We start from the raw sequence: 26,546 nt of genomic DNA, 5'->3' as shown, positions 1-26,546 counted from the left end.
AGCAAATCAAATCATGGCGTTCAAAGCCAAACCGCCGTAAACGACGATCAGTCCGAAAATACCCACGGCCACGGCATAAATGACGGTGGGGATGAAATTGCGGCGGATGATGACTCCTTCCACGCCCGTCAGGCCCACCGTGGCACAGGCCGCAACCACGTTGTGCACGCAAATCATATTGCCCACGGCGCCGCCCACGTTCTGCAGGGCCAGCATCACCACACCAGGGTGGCCGAGTTGTCCGGCTACCCCGAACTGGAACTGTGCGAACAGGATGTTGGAAACGGTGTTGGAGCCGGACATAAAAGCCCCCAGGATGCCCACAAAGGGCGATACCAGCGGCCAGGCCCCCCCCACCACCATGGCGGTGGCCTTGGACATGGTGATCATCATGCCGTCAATGCCCTTTAGGTTGACGCTGGATTGCACCATCACCTGCACCATGGCCACGGCGAAAAACAGCGCGATGGCCGGGCCGGTCACTTGCCTGAAGGTGGCGCCCCAGGCTTCCCTCACCCTGTCGCCAGGCATTTTATGCAAGAATATAGTAATGACGGCAACCAGCATGAATGGAATGGTGCCCGGCAGGTACAGGTACTGCAGGGAGTAGTTGATATTGGAACCCAGGATGTTCTTCCAAGCGATTTCCTGTGCGCTGAGGATTTCTTTCAGGCCGAATTCAGGTATCCTGGTCAGCACCAGGATAAGGGCGATGAGCACGTAGGGCGTCCAAGCCAGCCACTGGGGCATGTTGCTCTGTTCGCCGGCGCCCGGCCCGGCCATGCCCTTCCAGTTTTCCTCCCATTGCTCTTTGGCGGGGAACTCCCACCTGTCCCTGGGCACCAGAAAGCCCCTGGAAGCCGTCATCAGCACCAGCGGCAGGCCGATGAGGGCGCCCACCAGGGACGGGAACTCGGGTCCCAGCCAGGCCGCGGTAATTATGTAGGGCACGGTGAAGCACAGGCCGGCGAAGATGGCGAAGGGGGCCGCCGCCAGGCCGTACTTGAAAGAGCGTTTTTCTTTGGGCCCGAAGAAGGCGGTGAGCATGCAGATGGCCAGCAGGGGCAAAAAGGTGCCCACAATAGCGTGGGGGATGGCACTCCACAAGCCCACCTGCTTGAGAAAGGGCAGGAAGGAGCCGTCGCCCAGCCGCTCCATCACCGTGGATTTCATCACCGAGCCGATGCCGCCGATGACCGGCGTGCCCACGGCGCCGAAGCTGACCGAGGTGCTGTCGAAGATGAGTGCCACCATGGCCGCCGCCAAGGGCGGAAAACCCAGTCCCACCATCAGCGGGCCCGCCAGCGCCGCCGGTGTGCCGAAACCGGCTGCGCCTTCGATGAAGGAGCCGAACACCCACCCGATAATAATGGCCTGGATGCGCCGGTCGGGGGTAATGCCGTAAAAGCCGCGGTTGATGGCGGCCATGGCACCGCTCTTTTTCATGGTATTAAGAATGAGGATGGCGCCAAAGATGATCACCAGGATGTTAAAAGCCGACAGGAATCCGTATACGGTGGAAGCCATCACCCGCAGGGGCTCCATGCCCCATACGAACAGCGCAATGAGCGCGGCCAGCACCCAGGCCACGGGCATTACCTTCTTGGCCGGCCAGGAACAGACGGTCATCATGACAATGGTGAACAGGATGGGGATGAAAGCAACCAGTGCCATGCCGATTATTTCCATAACATTAAACCTCCTTAGTGTTGTTTCCTTTTGAAGGCTTATTTCACTCCAACTTTTAATCGGCAAAAACCTTGCAATAAAAATATTTATCTGTATGTTTTTACTATTGGAAATCTTTTTTGGCATCACCCCCGTCATGTTAACCGGTTCAACATATAATCAATCCTCCTGGTGGCATGACCAGTACGGATATAATTGCCGGGCCTGACCCGGGGGCAGGCCCGGAATAATAGCTATCGAATGACCCTGTTATCCGCCACCTCGTCCAGCGTAGCGCAGCCGGTGAGAATCATAGCCTGCTCCAGTTCCGCGGTGAGTTTGTCGATAATAAACCGCACGCCCCCAACGCCTCCGCCAAAGGCGCCCACCACCAGCGGCCGCCCAACCAGTACACCGTCGGCACCCAGGGCCAGGAGCTTCAACACGTCCACGCCGGACCGCACTCCACCGTCGGCGAGAATGGTCACCCCACCCTTAACCTCGGCGGCAATTTCCGGTAAAACTTCGGCGGCCCCGGGGGTATGATCCAGAATGCGCCCGCCGTGATTGGAAACCACGATGGCAGCCGCCCCCGCATCCGCGGCGATTTTGGCTTCATCCACAGTCATAACGCCCTTGACAATAAAGGGCAACTTGGTAGCCGCTATGATTTCCCGCAGCTCCAGCGGGGTTTTGGGGCCCACGGGCTGCCCTTTCAGTGCCATCGTCACAAGGCCGGCGCCGTCGATATCCATGCCCACGGCTACGGCCCCCGCGGCTTCGGCGCGGCGGATCCTGGCCAAAACCTCGCTCTGCTCCCGCGGCTTGACAATGGGCACGCCCCACCCGCCTTCCGCCGCCACGGCCTCCAGGCCGGAATCGTACATGGCTGGATCCGCTCCGTCGCCGGAAAACCCCAGGCTGCCGGCGGCCTTGCTGCCGGAAATGATCATGCCGATAAACTGGCGTTCGGTAAGGGCCCCGCCCATATTATAGGAGGCACCGGTCATGGGCGCAGCCAAAACCGGCGTTTTTAGCAACAGGCCAAACAGCCGGCAGGCGGTGGAAGGGGCCTTGGCGTTGTGCAACGTGCGCATGTTCAACCGGCATTGCTTGAGCGCCTGCAGGTTGGCGCGAAACGCCTCGCCCGTGCCAATACCGCCCATACCGGGAACTTCACCGGAACAAGCCCGGCCGTCGCAAACCGGGCAAACTCTGCAATAACCCTTTAGCTTTTTCCTTGCCTCTTCCCGTAACGCAGCCAAATCCATATTTTCTCCCTCCCGCATCACACAGAGCTGAAGTATTGCTGGTAAGACCAGTATACAACTATTTAAAAAAATGTTCAATTATTTATGTAAAACAAAAAAATTTGTCTAAATATATACCAATATTTGGCACTCCTGATCGTAACAATCAATCCATCGTTATTGCTTTCCGGCGGTGGAAACTCACCTGGTATGCGCTCCTCCGCAAAGTATTTAAATTCCCTGCTCAAATTGAAATAATTCCGTCGACAGGTATCGTTCCCCGGTATCGGGTAAAATAACCACCACAGTTTTACCCAGGTTTTCTTCCCGGCCGGCCAGTTCCAGGGCCGCGTGCGCCGCGGCTCCCGAGGAAATGCCCACCAGCAGGCCCTCCTCCCGGGCCAGACGCCTGGCGGCCTCCATGGCCGCATCGCCGGTAACCCGGACCACTTCATCGATAATTGCAGTGTTTAGCACCCCGGGAATAAAACCGGCGCCGATGCCCTGAATTTTATGGGGCCCGGGTTTTCCCCCCGAAAGCACGGGTGACTCGGCCGGCTCCACAGCCACCACCCGAAGGCCGGGACGCCTTTCCTTCAACACCTCACCCACCCCGGTGATGGTGCCCCCGGTGCCCACACCCGCCACCAGGAAATCCACCCGCCCGCCGGTGTCCCGCCAGATTTCCTCCGCGGTGGTATGCCGGTGTGCAGCAGGGTTGGCCGGGTTGTCGAACTGGCCGGGGATTATGGCGCCGGGAATTTCTTTCGCCAGTTCCCCGGCCCGGCGGATGGCGCCCGGTATACCCTCGCCGCCGGGCGTGAGCACCACCTCGGCCCCCAGGGCCCGGAGCAGGTTGCGCCTTTCCACGCTCATGGTCTCGGGCATGGTGATAATGCAGCGGTATCCCTTCGCCGCGCAAACCATGGCCAAACCGATGCCCGTGTTGCCGCTGGTGGGCTCGATCACCACGCTGCCCGGCCGGAGGATGCCGCTTTTCTCGGCGTGTTCAATCATGGCCGCGGCAATCCGGTCCTTGATACTGCCGCCGGGGTTGAAAAATTCAAGCTTGGCCAGAATGCGCGCGGGTTTCCCGGAACTAAATTTTTTCAATTCATAAAGCGGTGTATTGCCGATTAACTCCAAGATATTACCTGGGAAAAACACAGTATCACACCCATAACCTGAATTTTACGGATATTATTAACATTATCACCGGCGTCCATGCATGTCAATTAAAAAAAGAAACCCCGCCACACTGGCGGGATCTCTCAAGCCGTTTCTAATTATTATTACATCATGCCGCCCATGCCGCCCATTCCCGGGGGCATGCCGCCGCCTTTATTTTCTTCAGGCTTCTCGGCCACCAGGGTTTCGGTGGTCAGGATCATGGCCGCGATGCTGGCGGCATTTTGGAGAGCGGAGCGGGTAACTTTGGCCGGGTCAACGATACCGGCTTCAATCATGTTCACGTATTCCCCGTTCAGGGCATTGAAGCCTACGCCGGGTTCAACGGTCTTAACCTTCTCCACCACTATGGAGCCTTCCACGCCGGCATTGCTGGCAATCTGGCGCAAGGGCTCTTCCAGAGCCCGGCGAACGATATCAATACCGACTCTTTCGTCCATATTATCCGAAGTGATGTCATTCAGCGCGCTGATGGCCTGCACGTAGGCCACGCCGCCGCCGGCCACGATGCCCTCTTCCACCGCGGCGCGGGTGGCGTTCAAGGCGTCCTCAATGCGGAGCTTCTTCTCCTTCATTTCGGTTTCAGTAGCGGCACCCACCTGGATTACGGCTACGCCGCCGGCCAGCTTGGCCAGGCGCTCCTGGAGTTTCTCCCGGTCAAAGTCGGAAGTGGTTTCTTCAATCTGTTTCTTGATTTGGGCAACCCTGGCGGTAATATCATCGGCCTTGCCGGCGCCGCCCACAATAATGGTTTCCTCTTTCTTGACGCGCACCTTGGAAGCGCGGCCCAGCATGGACATTTCAGCCTTGTCGAGCTTCAGGCCGACTTCCTCGGAAATCACGGTACCGCCGGTAAGAATAGCGATATCCTGCAGCATGGCCTTGCGGCGGTCGCCGAATCCGGGCGCCTTGACGGCCACGCAGGTAAATGTGCCGCGCAGTTTGTTCAGCACCAGGGTGGCCAGGGCTTCGCCCTCAACGTCCTCGGCGATAATCAGCAATGGCTTGCCGGACTGCACCACTTTTTCCAGGATGGGCAGGATGTCCGCAACCGCGGAAATCTTGCGGTCGGTAATCAGGATGAACGGGTCGTCCAGGTTGGCCTCCATTTTATCGGTATCGGTAATCATGTACGGGGATATGTAGCCCCGGTCGAAGTTCATACCTTCCACTACTTCCAGGGTGGTTCCGATACCCTTGGACTCTTCAACAGTGATAACGCCATCCTTGCCCACCTTTTCCATGGCGTCGGCAATCAGATTGCCGATGGATTCATCGTTGGCTGAGATGGACGCAACCTGGGCGATGGCGGACTTGCTCTCCACGGTCTTGGCGCTGGACTTGATGGCGTCCACAGCCTTTTCCACGGCCTTTTCAATACCGCGCTTGATAATCATGGGGTTCGCACCCGCGGCTACGTTCTTCAAGCCTTCCCGTACGATGGCCTGTGCCAGCACGGTGGCTGTGGTGGTGCCGTCGCCGGCCACGTCGTTGGTCTTGGTGGCCACTTCTTTCACCAGCTGGGCACCCATGTTTTCAAACGGATCTTCCAGCTCGATTTCCCTGGCAATAGTAACGCCGTCGTTGGTAATCATGGGAGAACCGAATTTTTTCTCCAAAACGACATTGCGACCTTTGGGTCCCAACGTAACCTTAACCGCTTCAGCCAGGGCGTTGACGCCCTTTTCCAGCTTTTTGCGGGCTTCTTCGCGGAAAATAATTTCTTTACCTGCCAATTAAATTACCTCCTTCTTGATAAATATACCCGTCCCGGTTATTCAATAACACCGAGAATATCCATTTCCCTTAAAATCAGGTATTCCACATCATCAATTTTAACTTCGTTGCCTGCGTACTTGGAGAACAGAATCTTGTCCCCCACCTTCAGGTCAATGGGCACGCGCTGACCGTTGTCAAGCAGCCTGCCCGAACCTACGGCCACAACTTCGCCTTGCTGCGGCTTCTCCTTGGCCGTATCAGGTAAAACGATACCGCCTTTTGTTACCTCTTCGCTGGGCAGTGGTTTGACAACCACCCGATCGCCTAATGGTCTAATCACACAAACCCCTCCTTGGTACTTGGATAATTTGGCGGTTTAATTTTGTTAGCACTCACCCTAACCGAGTGCTAACATCCAAGTAATATAATATAGAACGAGTAAACCAAAAGCAAGCACTTTTTCAAAAAAAATATGCTATATCTTGTCTAAAAAAGCAAATTATATGGATTTAGCTTTTGATTTCTCTTTCTATATTTTTCTTGCTTTACATAAACCGCCTATTTATGTTCTAGAAATATTTTCCCACTAAAAATTTTCCTTTATACATGGCAAGTATATTTTTTCCTTACCCGCATTCCCCGGCCCGCCCCGTGAGAATCTCCAGGCCATGCGGCAACGCCGGGAGAATAACTTCCAGGCATTCCCGCGCTCCCCGGGGGCTGCCGGGCAGATTAACAATCAGGGTCCGGTTGCGAATGCCCGCCACCGCCCGGGAAAGCATGGCCCGGTTGGTTTTTTTCATGCTCTCCAGGCGCATGGCCTCGCCCAGGCCGGGCACCTCCCGCTGAATCACCGCCAGTGTGGCCTCGGGCGTATTATCCCGGGGGCTCAGGCCGGTGCCGCCCGTGGTTAAAACAAGGTCGTGCCTGCCGTGGTCCACCAGGTCAATCAGCGTTTCCTTGATGATATCAAAATCATCGGGTATCACCCGGTAATCCGCCACAACCCAGCCCTGTTGTTCCACCAGTTCCCGGATTACGCCGGCACTGCGGTCCTCCCGCTCCCCCCGGGCTCCCTTGTCACTCATGGTTACTATGGCCACTTTGAACAACATACTTCACCTCCTGTAATGGATCAACCTACTGGTTTTCATGTACCCCGCACCGCTTGCTTTGTAGCTATTCTTGCAGCCGTTACCCCGGCAGGTTACAATATTTTTAACGTTAGCGCCGGGAGGAATGCAACTTGACGGATAACAGCTACAAAAATAAAACAGCAGTCACTGTGAAAAAAATAACGGCCGCCGGGAGAGTCACGCAGCGTGACGTGGTAGTCCGGGAAACGGCCGTAACCCTGTACCTGAACGATACCGAATTGGTCACCCTGGTTTGCTCGCCCACCAACCTGCAGGAACTGTGCTATGGTTTTCTCTTTGCCGAGGGCATCATCACCGAACCCGGCGATGTGGCCGGTTTTTCCATCAGCGCTTCGGACGGGCTCGTCTGGGTCGAAACACGCGAGCCGGCACCGGCCGGGGCCAACTTTCTCAGGCGCCATGTCGCCTCCTGCTGCGGGCGAAGCAGAGCATCCTTCTATTTCATCAACGACGCCGACATCGAGCCTGTCGCTTCCAACTTGCGTATTTCCCCTGCCGCCATCACCGCCCTGCGCGGTGAAACGGAGCGCCGGGCCGTGCTGTTTGCCGCCACCGGAGGCGCCCACGGGGCCGCTCTAAGCGACGGCAATGATATTCTGGCCTTTTTTGAGGACGTGGGGCGGCACAATACCGTAGACAAGCTGGCCGGCTGGTGCCTGCTGCAGGGGATACCGGCCCGGGACAAGATCCTGTTCTTTTCCGGGCGGGTATCCTCGGAAATCGTGATCAAAACAGCCAGAATGGGCGTTCCGGTGATTGTGTCCCGCTCCGCCCCCACGGACCTGGCCCTGGAACTGGCCGAGCAGCTCGGCATTACCGTGGTGGGCTTCGCCCGGGAAAACCGGATGAACGTATACACCCGGTGCGAGCGGATTATTTAAGGTCTGAAACGGCCTTGTTCATGGGAACTATTTAATACCATGCGGGCAATCCATGTGCCCGGTAACGGCGGTTCCTACCCCCGACTGTCGAACATGATTGTGCCGCAGTCCCGCAGGTCGTAACCGCCCAGGGCACGCACATCTTCCCGGAAGGCGGGCTCGGTCATAATTTCCAGCAGTCTTTGGATATACGGCGTGTCGAAGTATTCTCCCGGAATGCAGAGGTCGTAGCGTTCCTCCACCACCGGTACAAAGTCCAGACCCAGCGCCAGGGCGGCGGCCCGGATGCCCATTCCCGCATCGGCGGAACCGGAGGCCACCGCCGCGGCCACGGCCATATGGGTGTATTCCTCCCGCTCGTAGCCCCGGATATCCCCCGGGTCAATGCCCTGCTGCTTAAGCTTGAAGTCGAACAGAATCCGCGTGCCGGCCCCCCGCTGCCTGTTGATGTAGCCAAGCCCCTTGGCCGCCAGGTCTTCCACCCCGCGAATATGATGCGGGTTGCCGGGCGCCACGATCAGCCCTTGTTCCCGGTAAACCAGGTTGACCAGTACCACGGGCCGGCCGGCCAACAGCCTTTTTATGTATGATACGTTGTAATCGCCGGTTTCCTCGTCCAGCAGGTGGGTTCCGGCACAGTGCGCTTCCCCCCTTTTCAGGGCGCTCAGGCCCCCCAGGCTGCCCACGTGCGCCGAGGACAGCGTGGCATTGGGGTACTTTTTGCGCAGGTGATTGGCCAGCACGTCCAGGGCGATATCGTGGCTGCCGGTGATTACGGTGGTCTCCCGCACCTCCTCCAGCGGGCGCATCAACTCCACCGGCACCGCCTGCCCGGCGTTGAACCCCTCCGACAGCCTGGGCACCCGGAGCATGCCGTCGGCCCGCACCATGGACATGATCACCCCGGCACCCCGGGATATGGGCGTGCAGATGATTTTTTCCCCCACCTGGCCCAGCTTGACCCGCACGAATTCCTCGGTACCCATGGGTGAAACGATCTTGCGGGACACAATGGCCTCGGTTTTTTCCTTCGCCGGGGGCACCGACCCCAGCTTGCTGTAAATGATGGGTTTGACAAAAAGTTCCGCCGCCAGCACCGCGGAAACCGGGTAGCCGGGCACTCCCACCACGGGCTTACCCTCAACTTCACCCAGAATCACGGGCTTGCCCGGCTTGATGGCCACACCGTGGGTCAGCACCCGGCCCAACTCACCGATAAGATGGGTGGTAAAGTCCTCCCGGCCCGCCGACGAACCGGCATTGATCAGGACCACTTCACATTCCGCCAGTGCTTCCCGCAGCCGCGCCTTCAGCGCGTCATAATCATCGGCTGTGATTTCCCGGCGCAGGGGCAGGCCGCCCCACTCCGCCACCATCGCCCCCAGCACCCTGGTATTGTACTCGATGATATCGCCCGGCTTCAGCGCAGCGCCGGGCTGCACCAGCTCTGTTCCCGTAGGCAAAAGCGCCACCCGGGGTTTGGGGTGCACCGCAACCTCGGTCACGCCGCCGGCCAGGATGCCCCCCAGGTCCACGGGCCGCAGGCGGTGGTTGGCGGGCACAATCATTTCCGTGGCCACCACGTCCTCACCGAGCACCCGCACGTGCTGCCAGGGCACCGCCCCGGCGGTAATTTCAAAGACATGGTCGTCGATAAACTGAACGTCTTCAATCATGATCACGGCGTCGCAGCCCTCGGGCAAAGGGTCCCCGGTATCCACCACGGCGGCCTGCGCCCCCAGGGTCAACCTTTTGGGAATGGCGTCGGACGCGCCGAAAGTGTCCGCGGCCCGCACCGCCACTCCGTCCATGGCCGCGGCGTGGTAATGAGGCGAGGAAATCCGGGCGTACACCGGCGCGGCCGTTACCCGGCCCACGGCATCCTCCACCGGAATCGTCTCGCTTTCCCCGGGCGCCAGCGCCCCCACCCGGGCCAGGTGGGCCATATATTCCTCCAGCGCCTCCTCCAGCGGCTTATCCTCCAGGTAGACATTACGTTTCATCGATCTCCTCCATTCCACCTTTTACCAGGTTAAGCAGCTTTCAACCTTTCAACACCCGGCACAAAACTTATTCCGAAAATTGATCAACTTTCAACCTTTCAACACCTGGCACCAAATGTATTCTCCCACTTCAACTCCTTCCTTTTCCGCCGGTATCACCGCCAATCCGTTGGCCCGGGTCATGGTGCTGATGAGCCCGGACTTGCCCAGTACGGGGTCGGCCACTATTTCCGCCCCCTCCCGGCGGAGCCGCACCCGGATATAATCTTCCCGGCCGGCAGCCGAGCGCATGTTTCTGGCCAGGCGGGCCCGGACGGGAAATTCAAGCTGGTTGTCCACGTAGGAGCCATACTTCAAGAGCGGCGTCACCAGCAGTTCGAATACCACCATGGCGGACACGGGGTGGCCGGGCAGGCCGAATACCGGCTTGCCGTCCACCACCGCCCCCACCGTGGGCTTGCCCGGCTTGATGGATATGCCGTGAAACAACACGCCGGGCGAGCCCAGGGAATCCAGCACTTTTGCGGCAACGTCCCGCACCCCGACCGAACTGCCCCCCGACAGCAGCACCAGGTCGCACTCTTCCAGCGCCTGCCGGAGTCTGGCCAGCAGAAGTTCAAAATTATCCCGTACGATGCCGTAAAGGCGGGGCCTGGCCCCGGCGGCGGCCGCCTGGCCGTACAGTGCATAGGAATTGATGTCCCGCACCTGGCCCGGGGCGGGCCGGCAATGGGGTTCCACCACCTCGTCACCGGTGGAAATAATGCCAACGCGTACCGGGGCCGTCACAGGCACCCCGGTCAGGCCAACGGCGGACAATAGCCCCAGGTCCTGCGGGCGTAGCACGTGCCCCGCCGGCAGCACCTTCGCCCCGGGAGCGATGTCTTCTCCCGCGCGCACCACGTGGTCGCCCGGCGCCACCGGCCTGGTCACACCAATGGTCCGGTCGTCCAGTTCTTCCGTGTATTCCACCATCACCACCGCGTCGGCGCCCGGCGGCAGCATACCCCCGGTGGGAATGCGCCAGGCCTGTCCCGTCCCGAGATGACCCGCGGCCTCCCGGCCCATCAACACCTCGCCGGTGACGTCAAGGTAGGCCGGAAGGCTTTCCGACGCGCCGAAAGTGTCCCGGGCCCGCACCGCAAAACCGTCCACGGTGGAGCGGTCAAACCCCGGTACGGCGTCCGCGGCCGTAACATCCTGCGCCAGCCGCCGGCCCAGCGCCTCCAACAGCGGCACCCACTCCACGGAGCAACCCCCTTTGAGGTGCGTGCCCAGCAGTTCCCGGGCCTCCCTTACCGTCCGGGCCTGAAATAGTTCGGCCATTGGTTCACCCCCTAAAAACAGCCCAGTTCGCAGGCAAAAATTTTAATTTTCAGCTCGTCCGCAGCCAGGCCGATTTCCCGCGGCGACACCCCCAGCTCGGCGGCCAGCTTCCTGGCCGCGGTGCAGCTCAACCTGCCGTCCGTGGCGGCTTTTAGCACCGCGTTTTTAATTTCTTCGGTACTCTTGGTCATCCAACCATCACTCCCAATTTAAAGCTTATTTTTCCCAAAAACCCTGATCTGAAAAATTATTCAGGCGTTCTGTTCAAAAAAACATATTGCCCTTTTAAGATATCCTGTTTTTGTATATTGTGCAACACCCAAGTTTACTTTATATTTGTAAAAGTGATATCAGGCTAAGTGTCATACTCGACTGAAAACGGTGATAAAAATGATTATCGGCATCAACGCCCCCGACGCCTGCCGCCCCGGCATCGAAGATATAATCAGGGTTTTCTACCGGGGGTTCGAAATTAAGCCCGCCGCCCCCGGGGCCGGCCACGATATTGAAATTACCCTGTCACTGGAGCAAAGTGACGGTTATTTACTTGCCGCAGCCGGAATACAATCCGCCAATCTGGAACGGACCCACATGGAAAAGGAGCCGGTCATCCCCGGTTCCGACCTGGAAAATGAGAGCAAGCGCCTGGCCCGGCTGGCGGTATACCGGCTGCTGGAAGGGGTCAAAGCCGGGTGCCCAACCCCCTGGGGAATTATGACCGGCATCCGCCCCACCAAGGTCGTGCACCGGATCATGGACGGCGGGCTGGCGCCTGAAGGCGTGATCAAGGCTTTAACCGAAAAATTTGCCGTTACGCCCGAAAAGGCGGCTTTAATTACGGAAATTGCCCTGCACCAGCGCCCTTTTCTGCCCGCCCACCCCGGCACAAGCCGGGAAATCGGCGTTTACGCGGGCATTCCATTTTGCCCCTCCCGGTGCCTGTACTGCTCGTTTCCAGCCTACCCCAGGGAAAAATACCGGCACTGGGTTGCGCCCTATGTGAACGCGCTGCTGCAGGAAATCAAAGCGGTCGGCGAGGCCGTAAAAGCCGCGTCTTTGAACGTGCGCTGCATTTATTTGGGCGGCGGCACCCCCACGTGCCTGGAACCCGCCCAACTGGCCGCGGTACTGGAAGCATTGAACCAAAACCTGCCCGTTACAGCGGACCGTGAACTCACCGTGGAGGGGGGGCGCCCGGAAACCCTGTCCGCGGAGGTAATTGACATTATCCGCGCCGCCGGAGCGACAAGGCTCAGCATCAACCCCCAAACCATGCAGGAGCGCACCCTGCGGGTCATCGGGCGCCACCATACCGTCAGGGATGTTATGGACGCCATGGAGCGGGCCCGGTCTGCCGGCCTGGAGACCATCAACATGGACATCATCGCCGGGCTGCCCGGAGAAACTGCGGGCGACATGCGGGACACCCTGGGGAGAATTGCGGCGCTGCGGCCCGAAAACCTTAGTGTGCACACGCTGGCGGTGAAAAGGGCCGCCCGGCTGAGCCGGGAAATAGACCAATACCCGCTGCCTTCCCCCGGGAGCACCGGCGCCATGCTGGAGGAAGCCCGCCGCCGGGCCGGACTGATGGGCATGGTGCCCTACTACATGTACCGCCAGAAGAATATGCTGGGCAACCTGGAGAATATCGGATACGCGCTGCCCGGGCGGGAATGCTTGTACAACATCATGATCATGGAGGAAAGGCACTCCATCATCGGGCTGGGCGCGGGGGCAGGATCCAAATATGTCATGCCCGGCGGAATGCTGTACAACCGTTATAACCCCAAAGACCCCCGGCTTTACGTGGAGCGCCTGGAAGAGATCATCCAAAAGAAAAAACGGGGTATTGCCGCCCTGAACCGGGCCTAGTCCCCGCTGGCAATGGGTTAATCACTTTTTACGTGGTTCCTCCGGCCCCTTGCCGCCGGAGGGATTCACCATGCCCAGGATAACGCGGTACGGCCCCGGAGTGCCCGGAGGCACGAAGGCTACCCGGTCGCCGGGGCGCACAACGCGGTCAAGCGGCCCGGCAATACCGTTAATGAACACCGCCTCTATTTTATCCCGGGGCAATTCCAGCTTTTCCGCCAGCTCCAGGGCGGTGCATTCCCTTTCAAGCTTCACCGTCATTGGAAAAGGCCACCCGCGTCGATCAAATTCCAGTTTAAGAAAAGAAAATGCCCTGACTTCCACTTCGCCGTTTTGCGCCGCCAATCGATCACCCCATTTGCCGCAGTACAAGCCAAAGTTAGTGTTTCCATGGCAACATTATAACATAGCCGAAAGCAATGGCAATCATCCCGACCACCGGCCACAATGTAATATCGCGCTGGAAGGAAAAACACAGCCGGAACAGAATAAAATTATATCATTAAAATACCATGGTGGAGTGAAACTCATGGCCCATCCCCGGAAGCAGCCGGCGAGCCTGATCCTGCTGCTAGTTTTTGTATTCGTACTTGGGTCCGGCCCATTAATTTGCGCCCGCGATGCACCGGCGTACCAGGACCGGGAACATTTGCAAGCAAGAGAAAAGGAAATTCTCGCCGAACTGATCACCTTGAACTTGCGAATTGACGCCGCAGCCCGGGAAAAACAACAGCTGGAGCGGAAGCTGGAGGAAAACCTCCGCCGGGCGAAACAGGCGGGGCAAGAACTGGCCCGGGCCGAAAAGAAATTAAAGGAACAGCGCCGGAAATTGGGACCAGTCATTTCATTTGCTTATCGCTTCGGATTTACAGGTTTTATAGGCGCTCTGGTGTCCGCCGGGGATTTCAGTGACCTGCTATACCGGTCCTTTCTGCTGTCAATCCTAGTGGAACGGTACGCGAAAATCATCAGCGACGCCGTTGCCCTGAAAAACCAAAAGGAATCATGCTTAAACAATCTCAACCGGATTAAAGAATCAATTATAGCGGACCGGGCTAAAATTGCCGCAACCCTGGCCCGGCTGCAAAATGCCAAGGCCGAGCGCACGCAATTTCTGGCCGGTTTAAGAAAGCAATCCGCAGACCTCGAAGCACGGTTAACATTGATGGCGGATCGGTGGTCCGAAGTAAACTCCACGATTGTCTCAGCGTTGGAGTTACTGAGCTCGTTGCCGCCTGACGCATTTAGGCCCGACCGGGTCAATTTGGGCCTGCAGGGGTTGCAAGTTGAGCTTTCGGAAACAACCATCAACAGTGCCATCTCGAAAACAAAAAACAAATTCACCGGGACAGTCAGTATCGGCATCAAGCCGGGCGAAACAACGATTTCAGGAAAAACCCTGCACACGGGAACTCCCTTTGCCGTAAAAGGTGACTTTCAAATAGCGCCGGAAGGCAGGGAAATAATCTTTGTGCCCGGCAGCTTTGTCGTTGACGATTACACGCTGGAAGGCGACGTTTTAAATTATATCTCAACCAGCAATCATTTGTCCTGGGATATTGCTAAAAATTTATCTCAATTTAAAGTAACCAGGCTGGTAACAGGCGACGGCAAAATGATCATTTCGCTAAAAAGCATATAAACTTCAACGCCCGAACACCTCGTCCCTGATTTCCATGGATTTGCGCAGTTCGAAATCGTTGATCAGCCAGTTAATACCGAATTGCAACAGTGCAATATCGTCATGCCTTATTTTTTCAGCCGTGCTTCGCGGCACTTCAAAAGCCCGCATAAAAAAGCCGCCTTCAAAGACGTACCGGCGAAACCTGTCCAAATTGTAACAGGCCATAAAAAACATGTCCCGGATATGCCGGTCCAAAGCGGGCAAACCGGTAAATTTAAGTTTTTGGGGGATTTGATCGAAACCCAGCTCCAACTGCGCGTAATTTTCGTTGCCCTGGCTTTTCATCCATTCGGCCACGGTCCACTCCCTGTCTTCAAGCAAGCCGTGGCAATGGTCGCTATCAAACGCGAAACCGTACCTGTTCTCGCCCCTGATTTCCACCGGGGCCATGCGGCAAGACCAGGGCCGCTCATCGTATACCGAACACCCCCGGCCGGTGACGAAGGGGCATACGAGGTCAGCGTCATCCCTCATTTTGATTATAAGCACGGGAAACCGCGCCGCCCCGGGCTGCAGCCTGACCGTGTACCGTTCCAGGAACGCTTCGGTACTCAATCCCAGCTTTCTACTCAAGCGTAAAACATCGTAAGGGGAGAGAAAAATGTTGATGTCTCTGCAACAGCGGTTAAAACACTCCAGTTTTTCATGGCACAGGAACCTGAACTTTTGATCCCCTGCAAACTCGGTATGCCTGCCCTGAATTGGTCGCCGGTCGCCGGGCGTCGGGCGTCGGTATAGGGTATTATCACAGGCCACCGGCGTTTCGCCAAGGGCAACCGCCCGATCGTACGGTTTTATATCAGCCACGGTTGTCATCTCCTTATTCAGCAGGCTATAAAATTTTACATCTTATTTTATCACATTCGTTGACATACTGTTTGCAAAATCATAAAATATCCGTTTCAACCAACGCGGCACCAATAATTTCGCAAAAACCTATACTTGTATCTGGCGATCCGGTGGCATCAATCGCTCACTTCGCAATTATCTTCGTAGTGGCTAAAGTTACTGCTTGTTAACGCTTGCAAAACCTTACTGGAGCAATACTTTTCGCCCTTTCAGGGTCAAGCTCCGGGGCTATGACGGTTCCGTCCGGTCTTTTCCCACCATGCCGGCCAGCTTGCCAATCAAGTCGCGGCACCCTGCCAGGTTCAGAAATTGATCAGCCGCGTCTTTTTCAGCGGGAAAAAAGCCGAATTTTTAATAACCAGGTAAATGATCGCGCGTAAAACAGCGGAAACTATAACTGGTTTTCACAAAGCTTCTATAGAAACAACACCCCGGGTGTGCTACAATTACATAAAACAAATTAAAGGAGACCGGCTATGGTAGGAATGGTAAGACATTTCGGTGTTGGCCTGCTCGTTTATGACGATATTATCGACTGGGATAATTATGAGTCCAAGGTGGATCCGGTGATGAAAGAAGAATTCGAATTCGAAGGAGTTCGTAAAAAGGTTTACGAAGTAATCCTGGTGCCGGTGGACAGGCCTTACGTCGGCGTCATTTTACCAAGCCTGTGGGGCCGAATTCGCTCGGCGGGCCGGGGTGGCCACGAACTCGACCTGGATGAAATTGATCCCCGGAGCATCGGGGTAAGCGTTTATGCCCTTGACACAGCCGCCAAGATATTGAATAAAATCTCCACCCGGCCGATCAGACTTAAAGAACTGAAACTCAGGTTTTACGAGTACTGGGTATAGCAAAACGTGAACTGAATATTTTTAATATAAACACTTGTTTTCCAGCCATTGCAAATTACGCTGAACGGCAGTTATAATAATTTAACGGTTAAAAAACCGGGTTAAACGGCAACAACACGTATTTCGGACCGGCAGGTGATGTTTGTTCATGATGCAACGGGTTGCCCACCAAACACCCAAAGGGGTTGTGCATATCGAAGGTCCATGCCCCGGTGATTACCTGGCAAAACTGGAAATGAACGAAAAGCTGACCAACTTCCGCCCTCCGGACAAGCAAAAAGAGGCACTCATAATGATCGCAAACATGCCGAAAGGGATGATGTATATCGCCCGGCATGAGAAGGAAATAGTGGGCTATGTCACTTTCCACCCGCCCGATGAATGTTCCCGCTGGATTAAACACCCAAAGGTGCTGGAACTGGGCGGGATAGAAATTAGCGCCGATTGGCGCAGGTGCGGCATTGCCCAGAAAATTTTACAAGTAAGCTTTAGCAACCCCGTTTTTGAAGACTATATCGTCATCACCATGGAAATGTGCTGGCACTGGGATACCCGAAACACCAAGCTGGATATCTGGGCCTACCAGCGGGTTCTAACGGACCTTTTCGGATCCGTGGGAATGGAACGCACTCCCACCGACGACCCCGATATTATCGAGCACCCGGCCAACGTGTTAATGACCCGCATCGGTAAAAACGTGTCCACCAGTGACGTGGCTCTTTTTGAAAGTTTGAAATTCCAGCGATTCGGTGCTGCCATTAACTTTTTATAGCGATATAGTGTTTATTAAGGCACTTAACCGGCAACCTCTCCCTATGGAGGGGTTTTATATTGCTTCCAGCAAGAAAAGCGCGCTTAAATCTGTTCTCTTAGCGCGCCCCTTTGCTACTTTATTCCATTATTCATAAAATCTTGCTGAGGAATGCCCTAGTACGCTCGTTACGGGGGTTGCCGAAAACCTGTTCCGGTGTACCCTCCTCCACCAGGCGCCCTTCATCCATAAAAATTACCCGGTCGCCAACCTCGCGGGCAAAGCCCATCTCGTGGGTAACCACCACCATGGTCATGCCCTCCCGGGCCAGGTCCTTCATCACCGCCAGCACTTCCCCCACCATTTCGGGGTCAAGGGCGGAAGTGGGCTCGTCAAAAAGCATCACCTTCGGCCGCATGGCCAGCGCCCTGGCGATGGCCACCCGCTGTTGCTGACCGCCGGAAAGCTGGTCCGGGTAAACGCCGGCCTTGTCCGACAGGCCCACCTTGTTCAGCAGATCCCGGGCGATTTTTTCCGCCTCTTCCCGGGAGAGATTTCTAACCTTCATCGGCGCCAGGGAAACGTTTTCCAGCGCCGTCTTGTGGGGGAACAGGTTAAACCGCTGAAACACCATCCCCACATCCTGGCGCACCTTGTTGATATTGGTGTCCTTTCCCAGCAAATTGACCCCGTCAATGTAAATTTCCCCGGAAGTCGGTTGTTCCAGTAAATTTAAACAGCGCAAAAAGGTGCTTTTGCCCGAACCGCTGGGCCCGATCACGCAAACCACTTCCTGAAGGGCGACCCGGCAATTGATATCCTTCAGCACTTCCAACTTGCCAAAATTTTTATACAGCTTTCTTACCTCAATCACCGGTTTTCAGCCTCCTCTCCAGGTAATCAATATAGCGTGAAAGGCTAAAGGTTATGACCAGATAGAAAAGTGCAACCGTAATATAGATGGCAAACGCTTCATAAGTCCGGGCGACAATCAGCATGCCGCTCTTGGTTAATTCAATAATGCCGATAACGGAAAGCAGGGACGTATCCTTGAGCATCGCAATGAACTCATTTCCCAGGGGCGGAATAACCCTTTTGAACGCCTGGGGCAGGATGATGTACCGCATGGCTTGCGCGTGTGTCATACCAAGAGAGCGTGCCGCGGAAGAAATCAACATAAGCGGTGGCCAGGATACGCAATACCCGGTTCCCGGAAAGGCGGGAAAGCCCGGCGATCAGGCCGAGTACACAGCCGATGGCTACCGATCCTATTGTAATCAACAGTGTCAGGAGCGCCCCGTCCAGTAACCTTGGGAGGCTCTGAATGGCTGTTTCCAATAATTTCACCCTCTCAACCGTCACAGGAAATATGCGTAAATACCCGGGGCATTACGCATATTTCCTGACCGGTATTTGGTTAACATGTGCTAGCTCTGGGGTTCACCGGGGAGGTAATCGGGAGGTTCAACGCCAAACCATTTTTTATAAATTTCGGCATACTTGCCGTTTTCTTTCAGCGTGGCCAGGGCGTCGTTGATCATCTTCAACACTTCGGGCTTTTGCTTGGGAACGGCAATTCCATAGTGTTCACTGGTGGTCATGTCACCAACGATCTTCACGCCTTTGTTGCCCTGATTAATATAATAGGCGACAACGGGATAGTCGCATACAACCGCTTCTATGGCCCCGTTGTTGAGGTCCATGAACGCGCCGTCAATGGTATCGTAAGAGATTGCTTCGGCATTGGGCACTTTGTTGGCCTCAATCTCACCGGTTGTGCCGGTCTGCACGCCGATCTTCTTGCCTTCCAGGTCGTCAAAACCCTTGATGGTTTCATTATTGGAGCGCACGGCCACGCTCTGTTCGGAAAGGTAGTAGGGAACGGAGAAATCCACTTTCTTTTTCCGGTCGTCGGTAATGGTCATGGCCGAAATGGCGCCGTCAATACTGGCCGTTTCCAAAGCCGGGATCAGGCCTTTAAAATCGTATGTTTTAATTTCAATATCCACATTGGCCACTTCATTGATCGCCTTGATTAAATCAACATCAAACCCTTCCAATTCACCGTTGTCGTTATAGAATTCAAAGGGCGCGTAGGACGTATTCGACCCGAAAACCAGCTTTTGAGGCGCATCCGCAGCCTGTTGCTGTTCGCTCCCGCCGGCGGTTTCTTTGGCCTGGTCGCCGCCGCCGCAGCCGGCCACCACGACCATGAATGCCAGGACCGTCAGTAACACAAGACCAATGTTAAACCACTTTTTCAAAACCATTCCTCCTTTTAATCAAAAATCTACATGATTAAAACAGCACTAATCCTCCCTGCGGCACATCCTTTTGGAATCTCAATGAATTGTAGAAACTCGCTTACAGGCGCCAAAATCCTGCTAAATTTTCAATTTAAATTTACTTTCGGCGGAACTACGTCGATACCATTTAATCTTCCTTTCCACTGCTTGACAAGGATGGCGTCCCGTGGGACAATTACAGCGTTCGTACATCACGCACAATTACGAGCGTAACCGGAAGGGAAATTTTCAATGGATGCGGTTAAAAAAAGACAGGTTAAGGCCGACCTGGCCCTGTTATTTGTCGCTTTTTCCTGGGGGCTTACCTTTGTGGTGGTAAAAGACGCCCTTTCGGGCATCGGGCCTTTTTATTTTGTCACCCTGCGTTTCCTGCTGGCCTTGCTCTTTCTGGCCGCTGTTTACTGGCGCCACCTGGCGGGGTTAAACCGCGCCACGTTGCAGGCAGGCGCCTTTATCGGCCTGTTCCTGTTCGGCGGGTACGCGTTTCAAACGGTGGGACTACAGTACACCGGCCCGGCCACGGCGGGTTTTATCACCGGGCTGGCCGTGGTGCTGGTACCTTTTTTGACTGCCGCAATTTATCGCCGCCTGCAGGGTTTTTACGTGCTGGCCGGCGTTGCCTGCGCCACGCTGGGCCTCGGGCTGCTGACCCTGCAGGGCGGCAGGTTCAGCATCAACCCGGGGGATTTGCTCATTTTTCTATGCGCCGTTTGTTACGGGTTGCATATTATCATGGTTGGCCGCTATGCCTGGTACCATGACCCGGTTTTGCTGGCCATCATCCAAATTGCCACCGTTTCCGCCGTTAGTTTCCTGTTTGCCCTGGGATTGGAAAAAATGCCCGGGCACTTGACCACCCCGGTGTGGGTGGCATTTCTGATCACGGCCATACCCGCCACCTCCCTGGCCTTTTTGATCCAAAACAAGGTGCAGCGCTATACCTCGCCCACCCACACCGCCATTATTTTTACTATGGAGCCCGTGTTCGCAGCCGTCACCGCCCACGTTCTGGGGCGGGAAATCCTGACTTTATCGCAGGTTGCCGGGTGCGCGTTGATTTTGGCCGGAATGCTGGTGGCGGAACTAAAAGGCAGTGCCGAAACGCCGGAAAGCCTCAACGCGGAAATATCATAAACAAAAAATTTAGCCGGCAGGGATATTTATTCACCTTCCGGCTTTTTATACTATTTTTTGAAAAATAGTACCCGGTACTTGCATCCGGCGATCCGGCGCGGCATGGTTGTCTATAGGGCACTCCGGTGGTTTCGCTCCTTTCTATTTGCAATGTTACTCCAGATGCGCCCTAATATACCTCCTTCTGCAAATTGATTATCTCCACCCCGTTATGATTTTCCACAAAACGCACCACCGTGCTAAGTATTTGATCCATGTGGGACATGTCGCCGCTGACGGCGGAAATGCCAACCGTGGAATATTTCCAACTATCCTGCCGGCCGACTTCCGCCACGGATATATTAAAGCGATGTTTCAGCCTTTCCAGCAGGCTCTTCAACACTTTACGCTTCCCCTTGAGCGAATCGGCCTCCCCCAGAAAAAGTTCCAGGGTCAACACTCCCACCACCATGGTATTCCCCCCTTATCCAAAGAAAACAGCGCTTTTCACAGTTAAAATAACATATTAACGCCGGCGGAGCAATATACACCGAACTGCCGCACACACTGTTCTAGCAGGTATATCATCCCGGCAATGCCATTCAAGGTAACATCCTCTTTTTTCATCCCGAAGTATGATTTAAACTCCGCATGCGTTCATAAATTGGTTCATTTTTACTACCTGCGCATACTATGTATAAACCGGCAAATCTGGTAATATCCAACTATCAATGTTTTAAACGCGGGGTTGTTATGGATAAGGAATTTACAAACGAGGTTCATTTTGCGGACCGGTACGGCCTGATTAAAGCGGTATCCTGCCTGGAGCGAATATTACCGGGGCCCGAAGTTGAAACAACATACCTGTGCATCGGTTCCGACCTCAGCACCGGGGACTGTTTTGGGCCCCTGACGGGAACGCTGTTAAAAAGAACAGGCTTTCAAAACGTGGTGGGCACGCTGGACGCCACGGTGCACGCCAAAAACCTTGAAGCCTGTTTACAGCAATTACCCAAAGAACACTTCATCGTAGCCATCGACGCTACCATGGGGCATTATAAAAAGGTCGGTACTTTGAGTTTTATTGACGGGCCGGTCCGGCCCGGCGCCGCTTTTGACAGAAAACTTCCGCCCGTGGGGGATGCATCCGTGGTATTCAACGTAGCGCCTTACGGAATTGCCAATTTTTGGGTACTGGGCTGCGCCAGTTTAAACAAGGTTTGGCAAGCTTCCAACTTGTTGGCCCGGGCCATTAACATTGTTGCGTACAGAAGAAACAAACTGCGCGCGCCTAAATGTTCATCCATCAATCCATGCGGCCGGCCGCTTCCCGGAACCGGCAAATTGATCTAAACCACTACCAACCGGAATATAACGTGCATATTACAGCAAGTCAACACATCCTTCGACCGCCTTAAGTCTATAGTTGATAATCCAAACTTTTCATGAATTCGTCAAATTCCTGTTCCGTAACGTTTTTCCAGCTTAATTTGCCCGATTTTGAAACCGCGATAACCTGGTAAATCACCTCGATATCATTGATGTACGGCGCCAGGTTGATCTTTTCGCCGCCGTACGGGGAATTATCCAGCATAATTACAGGTTCGTCTACGCTTCCCTCCACCCACTTTCCTTCAAAGCTTTCGTAATCCCTCATCTCCACCGGGGGCTTCTTAAACCAGTAGATATAAGTTTTTCTGGCCTCCCCCCCGGCCACGAGCAACGTCAGGCGGAGGTGGTCTTTATACAAAATACACACTTTATTTAACATGGATCCCACCCGCAATAAATGTGATTTTTATCACTATTTTACAATTCCCGGTGACATAAGTCAATTTTATAAAATTTGCCTGCCAACCACCCCATGGGGGTGCGCAGCATCCACCATGACCGTCACGAAATGCCCCCCGGGTTGATCCCCGCCCGGCAAATTGTTTTTCAGCAGCGTTTTAACCCTGACGTAGTTGCCGGCGTATCCCTCGCCGAAACAGTCAGTCCCGTCAAGTTCCACTTTTTCCACCAGCACCCTCAATTCTTTGCCCAGCATGGACCGGTTATAATTGTATACCAGCTGCCGGTCCAGCTCCTGCATTTCTTCAGCCCGCCGCCTTTTCACATCGGGGCGTACGCTGTCCGCCAGCCGGGCCGCCGGCGTACCGGGCCGCGGCGAGTACGGAAACACGTGCAGGTGGGCCAACTCCAGGGACCGGATTATCTCCATGGTGGTCACGTGGTCAGATTCTTCCTCCCCCGGAAAGCCTACGATCAGATCGGTCCAAATGGAAATGCCCGGGGCCAGTTCCCTGGCCCGGTTAACGATTGCCGCAAAATCCGCCGCCCGGTATCTCCTGCCCATCCTTTTCAAGACCCGGTCGGAACAGCTTTGCACGGGAATATACAGGTGATCGCACACCCTGGGATTGCCGGCCACTACTTCCAAAAGCCGCCCGGTCACATTCACCGGCTCCACGTAATTTAACCTGATGCGAAAATCGTAGGGCAAATTGCTGATTTCCTCGATCAGCCACGGCAGGTCGTGATCCCCCAAGTCGTACCCGTATAAGCCAAGCTGGTTTCCCGCCAGCACAATCTCCCTGTACCCGGCCTCCAGCAACCGCCGCACCTGATCCAGGACCTTTGCCGCCGGCAAACTCCTGGATTTTCCCCGGGCCTGCCTGACAATGCAATAGGTGCAAAATTCATTGCAGCCTTCCTGGATCTTGACCACCGGCCTGGCCCGGCCGTATTCGGACACCGGCGGCATTTCTTCAAAACCGCCGTTTTTACCGTGCTCCTGAACCAGCACCTCAGGTGCGCTTCCCTCATCTTTCAAATAACGGCTGATAATCCCGGGCAGAGCCGACCGGCCCCTGGTGCCGGTGATGATGTCAACTTCGGGCAGCTCTTGTTGTAGTTCCCGGTAATATACCTGGGGATAACACCCGCACAGCACCACCAGCGCCCGCGGGTCGTCCCGTTTTATTTTCCTGGCCACCCGCCGGGCCTCGGCAGCGGCGGCGCCTGTAACCACGCAGCTGTTAATAATATTGATGCGCGCCCGCCCCTTTGCTTTGACAAAACCCCGCTCCAACATGGCCGATTCGATGGCCGCGCTTTCGTACTGGTTGACGGGGCAGCCAAAAGTGATCACCTTGAAGGTCAGCTCCCCGTTGCCGCTTTCACCAGCTTGCGGAACCAGCGAAAAACACCCCTTTTGAAAAATGATCGAGTACCTTATAATTATGCCATTTTTGCGCCTGTTCAACAATGGGCCGGCAAGGTTTTTAATCTATCGCAAAAGTACGGAGCGAGGCCAATGGCTCCCGCAACCAGTATATGAAAGATATGAAATTATGTTTAAAAATCCAGTTTAGAACGATTGTCCACAAAAGATGCCATGTTTTCTTCTCTTTGCTTTGTTTTAGACATTTGATCATAATAGTAATTATTTAGTATATTAGTTTAAGATATTATTCTTGGCCATGTTATCTTTTTAACCCGGAAATAAGGCAGGTGATGCCCCAAAAACAACGGTTGATCAACCAGGAAATGAGATTTGATTAATTGAGGAGGTCGAATTAATGCCAAGGTTTAGAGACCCAAACCTGACCTGCCGGCCATCCGCCAAAACACCCCGGGTGATCGATCCCAAAAACGTTAAGCGTTCGGTTGACCCCGCGGTCCTGGAAATGATTGATGTGGCCAAAGAACAGGGCGTAACCACCGCCTTTGACCGGGTGCTGGCCCAGCAGCCGCAGTGTCAGTTCGGTTACAAGGGCATCTGCTGCCGTTTCTGCATGATGGGCCCCTGCCGGATCAAAGCCGACGAAGGACCGGCCAGCAGGGGTATTTGCGGCGCCAACGCCTGGACCATTGTGGCCCGCAGCGTCGGCCTGATGATTCTTACCGGCTGCGCATCCCACGCCCAGCACGGCAACCATATCGCCCACGTACTGCACATGGTTTCCGAGGGCCACGCACCGGATTACTCCATCAAAGACCCCGACAAACTCCGTCGAATCTGCAAGAAAGTAGGCATTGACACCGAGGGCAAGGACAATAACACCCTGGCCAGGGAGCTGTCGGAACTGGCCCTGGAAGACTTCAAGCGCTTGAAGGGCGAGGGAGAAGCCACCTGGATCACTAAAATGGTCACTAAAGACCGAAATGAGAAATATAGAAGTCACTATGTCATGCCCCACGGTATCCATGCCACCATTTCCGACCTGGTCACCCAGGCCCATGTGGGCATGGACAATGACCCCGTCAACCTGGTCTTCAGCGCGGTGCGCGTCGGCCTGGCCGACCTGGCCGGCAAGTGGATCGCCACCGACCTGTCCGACATTATCTTCGGCACCCCCCAGCCCGTGGCCAGTGAGGCCAACATGGGAGTGCTCGATCCCAAAAAGGTCAACATCATCCTGCATGGCCATAACCCGCTGCTCAGCGAAATGATCGTCGCCGCAGCCCGCGAGCTGGAAGGCGAAGCCAAAGCAGCCGGCGCCGAGGGCATCCAGTTGTCCGGCATCTGCTGCACCGGCAACGAAGTGCTTATGCGCCAGGGCGTACCCATCGTCACTTCCTTCTCATCCCAGGAACTGGCCATCTGCACCGGCGCCGTGGACTGCATGGTGGTGGACGTGCAGTGCATCATGCCTGCCCTGAATACCGTGGCCCAGTGCTTCGGGACCAGGCTGATCACCACTTCCGACATCGTCAAGAATCCCGGCACCATGCACATCGACTACCAGGAAGCAACGGCCATGGAAAACGCCAGGGAAGTCATCCGCGAGGCCATTGCCGCCTACAAGGAACGCGGCAACCGACCGGTGCACATCCCCAACGTCAAGAACAAGGTGGTGGCAGGCTGGAGCCTGGAAGCCATTTTCGAACTGTTCAAAACCGTCAACCCGGACAACCCCGTGCGAGTGCTCAACGACGCCATTTTAAGCGGCGAGCTGAAAGGCGTCATCCTAATGGCGGGTTGCAATAACCTGAAAACCTTCCAGGACCAGGCTCACCTGGAAATCACCAAGGCCATGCTGAAAAACGACGTCTTCGTAATTTCCACAGGCTGCAACGCCCAGGCCTGCGCCAAGATGGGCCTGATGGACCCCGCCATGGTGGACGAATACTGCGGCGAGGGATTGAAAAAATTCTACCGGCGGATCAGCGAAAAGGCCAACCTCAAGTACGGCCTGCCTCCGGTGTTCCATATCGGTTCCTGCGTAGACAACTCCCGGGCGGCCGAACTGCTGATGCTGATGGCGGACGACCTCGGCGTGGATACCCCCAAAGTGCCGTTTGTCGCCTCCGCCCCGGAAGCTATGAGCGGCAAGGCCACCAGTATCGGCACATGGGCCGTGACCATCGGACTGCCCACCCATGTCGGCACCATGCCCCCGGTTGAGGGCTGCGACCTGATTTACAGCATCCTCACCCAGATTGCCGGAGACGTCTTCGGCGGCTACTTCATCCTGGAACCGGACATTGATACAGCCATTCAAAAATTGCTGAATGCCCTGGAATACAGGACCTGGAAACTGGGTGTACATCGCCGGGTGGCCGAAGACCTGGAAACCGCGCTGTGCCAGAACTGGTAAACCACCGGAGGAAGGGAGGGAAAAATCTTGACCGAACAGATCAACTTTGATCAAATTTTCGAAGGCGCCATAGAACCGGGCCGGGAGCCCAAGAAACTGTTCAAGGAAGCCTACGAAGGAACCATCACCGCCCTGAGCTACGCGGAAATACTGCTGAACCAGGCCATCCGCAGGTACGGCAAGAACCACCCCGTAGGCTACCCCGACACCGCCTACTACCTGCCGGTCATCCGCTGCTTGAGCGGCGAAGAGATTAAGACCCTGGGCGACATGGTGCCGGTATTGAACCGCGCCCGCAATGCCGTCAAGGAAGAGAAAACCT

24 protein-coding genes and 2 pseudogenes are annotated in these 26,546 nt (G+C 55.6%); 9 read left to right on the top strand and 17 right to left on the bottom strand.

Going from position 1 to position 26,546, the window contains the following annotated elements; all coding sequences use genetic code 11:
• Positions 1-6: 6 nt before the first annotated feature.
• The 6 genes from IT084_RS13840 to IT084_RS13815 all read right to left on the bottom strand — a co-directional run bounded on the left by IT084_RS13840 (position 7) and on the right by IT084_RS13815 (position 6,937).
• The gene (locus IT084_RS13840; RefSeq protein WP_195713490.1) at positions 7-1,689 is read right to left on the bottom strand and encodes an L-lactate permease; all 1,683 of its coding nucleotides are present in this window, start codon (positions 1,687-1,689) and stop codon (positions 7-9) included.
• Positions 1,690-1,922: 233 nt separating this feature from the next.
• Positions 1,923-2,939 carry an alpha-hydroxy-acid oxidizing protein gene (locus IT084_RS13835; RefSeq protein ID WP_195713489.1) on the bottom strand — a complete coding sequence of 339 codons (1,017 nt, stop codon included), beginning with the start codon at positions 2,937-2,939 and terminating at the stop codon, positions 1,923-1,925.
• A 210-nt stretch (positions 2,940-3,149) separates the two neighbouring features.
• Positions 3,150-4,085 (bottom strand): cysteine synthase A, encoded by a 936-nt coding sequence (gene cysK / locus IT084_RS13830; protein ID WP_195713488.1) that lies wholly within the window; start codon positions 4,083-4,085, stop codon positions 3,150-3,152.
• 125 nt (positions 4,086-4,210) lie between these two features.
• Complete coding sequence (gene groL, locus IT084_RS13825) at positions 4,211-5,842, bottom strand: chaperonin GroEL (protein ID WP_195713487.1); 1,632 nt, start codon at positions 5,840-5,842, stop codon at positions 4,211-4,213.
• A gap of 38 nt (positions 5,843-5,880) precedes the next feature.
• Positions 5,881-6,165 (bottom strand): co-chaperone GroES, encoded by a 285-nt coding sequence (gene groES, locus IT084_RS13820; protein ID WP_195713486.1) that lies wholly within the window; start codon positions 6,163-6,165, stop codon positions 5,881-5,883.
• A gap of 286 nt (positions 6,166-6,451) precedes the next feature.
• Entirely contained in the window at positions 6,452-6,937 is a 486-nt protein-coding gene (locus IT084_RS13815; RefSeq protein ID WP_195713519.1) for a molybdenum cofactor biosynthesis protein B, read from the bottom strand.
• Positions 6,938-7,071: 134 nt separating this feature from the next.
• On the opposite strand from IT084_RS13815, the gene fdhD reads away from it, so the two are divergent.
• Positions 7,072-7,863, top strand: coding sequence for a formate dehydrogenase accessory sulfurtransferase FdhD (gene fdhD, locus IT084_RS13810; RefSeq protein ID WP_195713485.1), 792 nt, complete (start codon positions 7,072-7,074; stop codon positions 7,861-7,863).
• 74 nt (positions 7,864-7,937) lie between these two features.
• Here fdhD and IT084_RS13805 read toward each other — a convergent pair whose 3' ends face one another.
• The 3 genes from IT084_RS13805 to IT084_RS13795 form a co-directional block, all read right to left on the bottom strand.
• Complete coding sequence (locus IT084_RS13805) at positions 7,938-9,866, bottom strand: molybdopterin biosynthesis protein (RefSeq protein ID WP_195713484.1); 1,929 nt, start codon at positions 9,864-9,866, stop codon at positions 7,938-7,940.
• A gap of 90 nt (positions 9,867-9,956) precedes the next feature.
• Complete coding sequence (gene glp / locus IT084_RS13800) at positions 9,957-11,192, bottom strand: gephyrin-like molybdotransferase Glp (protein WP_195713483.1); 1,236 nt, start codon at positions 11,190-11,192, stop codon at positions 9,957-9,959.
• An 11-nt stretch (positions 11,193-11,203) separates the two neighbouring features.
• Positions 11,204-11,383 carry a hypothetical protein gene (locus IT084_RS13795; RefSeq protein ID WP_195713482.1) on the bottom strand — a complete coding sequence of 60 codons (180 nt, stop codon included), beginning with the start codon at positions 11,381-11,383 and terminating at the stop codon, positions 11,204-11,206.
• Positions 11,384-11,582: 199 nt separating this feature from the next.
• Here IT084_RS13795 and hemZ point away from each other — a divergent pair, with 199 nt between their 5' ends.
• Positions 11,583-13,064, top strand: coding sequence for a coproporphyrinogen dehydrogenase HemZ (hemZ, locus tag IT084_RS13790; protein ID WP_195713481.1), 1,482 nt, complete (start codon positions 11,583-11,585; stop codon positions 13,062-13,064).
• Positions 13,065-13,085: 21 nt separating this feature from the next.
• On the opposite strand, the gene IT084_RS13785 is transcribed toward hemZ, so the two are convergent.
• A complete protein-coding gene (locus IT084_RS13785) occupies positions 13,086-13,409 on the bottom strand; it encodes a MoaD/ThiS family protein (protein ID WP_195713480.1) in 324 nt (107 codons plus the stop codon).
• Between the two features lie 184 nt (positions 13,410-13,593).
• On the opposite strand from IT084_RS13785, the gene IT084_RS13780 reads away from it, so the two are divergent.
• Positions 13,594-14,706 (top strand): hypothetical protein, encoded by a 1,113-nt coding sequence (locus IT084_RS13780; protein WP_195713479.1) that lies wholly within the window; start codon positions 13,594-13,596, stop codon positions 14,704-14,706.
• A 3-nt stretch (positions 14,707-14,709) separates the two neighbouring features.
• Here the strand turns inward: IT084_RS13780 and IT084_RS13775 are convergent, their stop codons facing one another.
• Entirely contained in the window at positions 14,710-15,555 is an 846-nt protein-coding gene (locus IT084_RS13775; protein ID WP_313885488.1) for a YkgJ family cysteine cluster protein, read from the bottom strand.
• Between the two features lie 518 nt (positions 15,556-16,073).
• Between IT084_RS13775 and IT084_RS13770 the strand changes: the two genes are divergently transcribed.
• The gene (locus tag IT084_RS13770) at positions 16,074-16,451 is read left to right on the top strand and encodes a hypothetical protein (protein WP_195713477.1); all 378 of its coding nucleotides are present in this window, start codon (positions 16,074-16,076) and stop codon (positions 16,449-16,451) included.
• A gap of 148 nt (positions 16,452-16,599) precedes the next feature.
• The gene (locus IT084_RS13765) at positions 16,600-17,223 is read left to right on the top strand and encodes a GNAT family N-acetyltransferase (RefSeq protein ID WP_195713476.1); all 624 of its coding nucleotides are present in this window, start codon (positions 16,600-16,602) and stop codon (positions 17,221-17,223) included.
• A 130-nt stretch (positions 17,224-17,353) separates the two neighbouring features.
• Here the strand turns inward: IT084_RS13765 and IT084_RS13760 are convergent, their stop codons facing one another.
• The 3 genes and pseudogenes from IT084_RS13760 to IT084_RS13750 form a co-directional block, all read right to left on the bottom strand.
• Complete coding sequence (locus IT084_RS13760; RefSeq protein WP_195713475.1) at positions 17,354-18,076, bottom strand: amino acid ABC transporter ATP-binding protein; 723 nt, start codon at positions 18,074-18,076, stop codon at positions 17,354-17,356.
• Positions 18,069-18,549 (bottom strand): annotated as a pseudogene (locus IT084_RS13755) (amino acid ABC transporter permease). The gene IT084_RS13760 and the pseudogene IT084_RS13755 overlap by 8 nt, the downstream one beginning before the upstream one ends.
• Before the next feature lie 80 nt (positions 18,550-18,629).
• Positions 18,630-19,472, bottom strand: a complete 843-nt coding sequence (locus IT084_RS13750; RefSeq protein ID WP_195713474.1) for a basic amino acid ABC transporter substrate-binding protein — start codon at positions 19,470-19,472, stop codon at positions 18,630-18,632.
• 267 nt (positions 19,473-19,739) lie between these two features.
• Here IT084_RS13750 and IT084_RS13745 point away from each other — a divergent pair, with 267 nt between their 5' ends.
• On the top strand, positions 19,740-20,642 hold the full coding sequence (locus IT084_RS13745) for a DMT family transporter (RefSeq protein WP_195713473.1): 903 nt from the start codon (positions 19,740-19,742) through the stop codon (positions 20,640-20,642).
• Positions 20,643-20,811: 169 nt separating this feature from the next.
• Here the strand turns inward: IT084_RS13745 and IT084_RS13740 are convergent, their stop codons facing one another.
• Positions 20,812-21,093: a DUF503 domain-containing protein gene (locus IT084_RS13740; protein WP_195713472.1), complete on the bottom strand. Its 282-nt coding sequence runs from the start codon at positions 21,091-21,093 to the stop codon at positions 20,812-20,814.
• Between the two features lie 281 nt (positions 21,094-21,374).
• On the opposite strand from IT084_RS13740, the gene yyaC reads away from it, so the two are divergent.
• Positions 21,375-21,974 (top strand): spore protease YyaC, encoded by a 600-nt coding sequence (gene yyaC, locus IT084_RS13735; protein ID WP_195713471.1) that lies wholly within the window; start codon positions 21,375-21,377, stop codon positions 21,972-21,974.
• Between the two features lie 67 nt (positions 21,975-22,041).
• Here yyaC and IT084_RS13730 read toward each other — a convergent pair whose 3' ends face one another.
• Complete coding sequence (locus IT084_RS13730) at positions 22,042-22,392, bottom strand: hypothetical protein (RefSeq protein WP_195713470.1); 351 nt, start codon at positions 22,390-22,392, stop codon at positions 22,042-22,044.
• Positions 22,393-22,458: 66 nt separating this feature from the next.
• Positions 22,459-23,886 carry a tRNA (N(6)-L-threonylcarbamoyladenosine(37)-C(2))-methylthiotransferase MtaB gene (gene mtaB, locus IT084_RS13725; protein WP_195713469.1) on the bottom strand — a complete coding sequence of 476 codons (1,428 nt, stop codon included), beginning with the start codon at positions 23,884-23,886 and terminating at the stop codon, positions 22,459-22,461.
• 316 nt (positions 23,887-24,202) lie between these two features.
• On the opposite strand from mtaB, the gene cooS reads away from it, so the two are divergent.
• Positions 24,203-26,224, top strand: a complete 2,022-nt coding sequence (cooS, locus tag IT084_RS13720) for an anaerobic carbon-monoxide dehydrogenase catalytic subunit (protein ID WP_195713468.1) — start codon at positions 24,203-24,205, stop codon at positions 26,222-26,224.
• A 27-nt stretch (positions 26,225-26,251) separates the two neighbouring features.
• Positions 26,252-26,546: pseudogene (locus IT084_RS13715) on the top strand (CO dehydrogenase/CO-methylating acetyl-CoA synthase complex subunit beta); the annotation flags it as partial.

This window comes from Desulfallas sp. Bu1-1 (assembly GCF_015594625.1).
GTDB lineage: Bacteria > Bacillota > Desulfotomaculia > Desulfotomaculales > Desulfallaceae > JADNRQ01.
The sequence above is the reverse complement of the archived record's forward strand: the minus strand, read 5'-3'. Positions and strand labels throughout refer to the sequence as shown.

Excerpts from the sequence above, each read along its gene's own strand:
- IT084_RS13840 (WP_195713490.1), bottom strand. The coding sequence starts at position 1,689 with ATGGAAATAATCGGCATGGCACTGGTTGCTTTCATCCCCATCCTGTTC.
- IT084_RS13835 (WP_195713489.1), bottom strand. The coding sequence starts at position 2,939 with ATGGATTTGGCTGCGTTACGGGAAGAGGCAAGGAAAAAGCTAAAGGGT.
- IT084_RS13805 (WP_195713484.1), bottom strand. The coding sequence starts at position 9,866 with ATGAAACGTAATGTCTACCTGGAGGATAAGCCGCTGGAGGAGGCGCTG.
- glp (WP_195713483.1), bottom strand. The coding sequence starts at position 11,192 with ATGGCCGAACTATTTCAGGCCCGGACGGTAAGGGAGGCCCGGGAACTG.
- IT084_RS13795 (WP_195713482.1), bottom strand. The coding sequence starts at position 11,383 with ATGACCAAGAGTACCGAAGAAATTAAAAACGCGGTGCTAAAAGCCGCC.
- hemZ (WP_195713481.1), top strand. The coding sequence starts at position 11,583 with ATGATTATCGGCATCAACGCCCCCGACGCCTGCCGCCCCGGCATCGAA.
- IT084_RS13780 (WP_195713479.1), top strand. The coding sequence starts at position 13,594 with ATGGCCCATCCCCGGAAGCAGCCGGCGAGCCTGATCCTGCTGCTAGTT.
- IT084_RS13770 (WP_195713477.1), top strand. The coding sequence starts at position 16,074 with ATGGTAGGAATGGTAAGACATTTCGGTGTTGGCCTGCTCGTTTATGAC.
- IT084_RS13765 (WP_195713476.1), top strand. The coding sequence starts at position 16,600 with ATGATGCAACGGGTTGCCCACCAAACACCCAAAGGGGTTGTGCATATC.
- IT084_RS13750 (WP_195713474.1), bottom strand. The coding sequence starts at position 19,472 with ATGGTTTTGAAAAAGTGGTTTAACATTGGTCTTGTGTTACTGACGGTC.
- IT084_RS13745 (WP_195713473.1), top strand. The coding sequence starts at position 19,740 with ATGGATGCGGTTAAAAAAAGACAGGTTAAGGCCGACCTGGCCCTGTTA.
- IT084_RS13740 (WP_195713472.1), bottom strand. The coding sequence starts at position 21,093 with ATGGTGGTGGGAGTGTTGACCCTGGAACTTTTTCTGGGGGAGGCCGAT.
- yyaC (WP_195713471.1), top strand. The coding sequence starts at position 21,375 with ATGGATAAGGAATTTACAAACGAGGTTCATTTTGCGGACCGGTACGGC.
- IT084_RS13730 (WP_195713470.1), bottom strand. The coding sequence starts at position 22,392 with ATGTTAAATAAAGTGTGTATTTTGTATAAAGACCACCTCCGCCTGACG.
- cooS (WP_195713468.1), top strand. The coding sequence starts at position 24,203 with ATGCCAAGGTTTAGAGACCCAAACCTGACCTGCCGGCCATCCGCCAAA.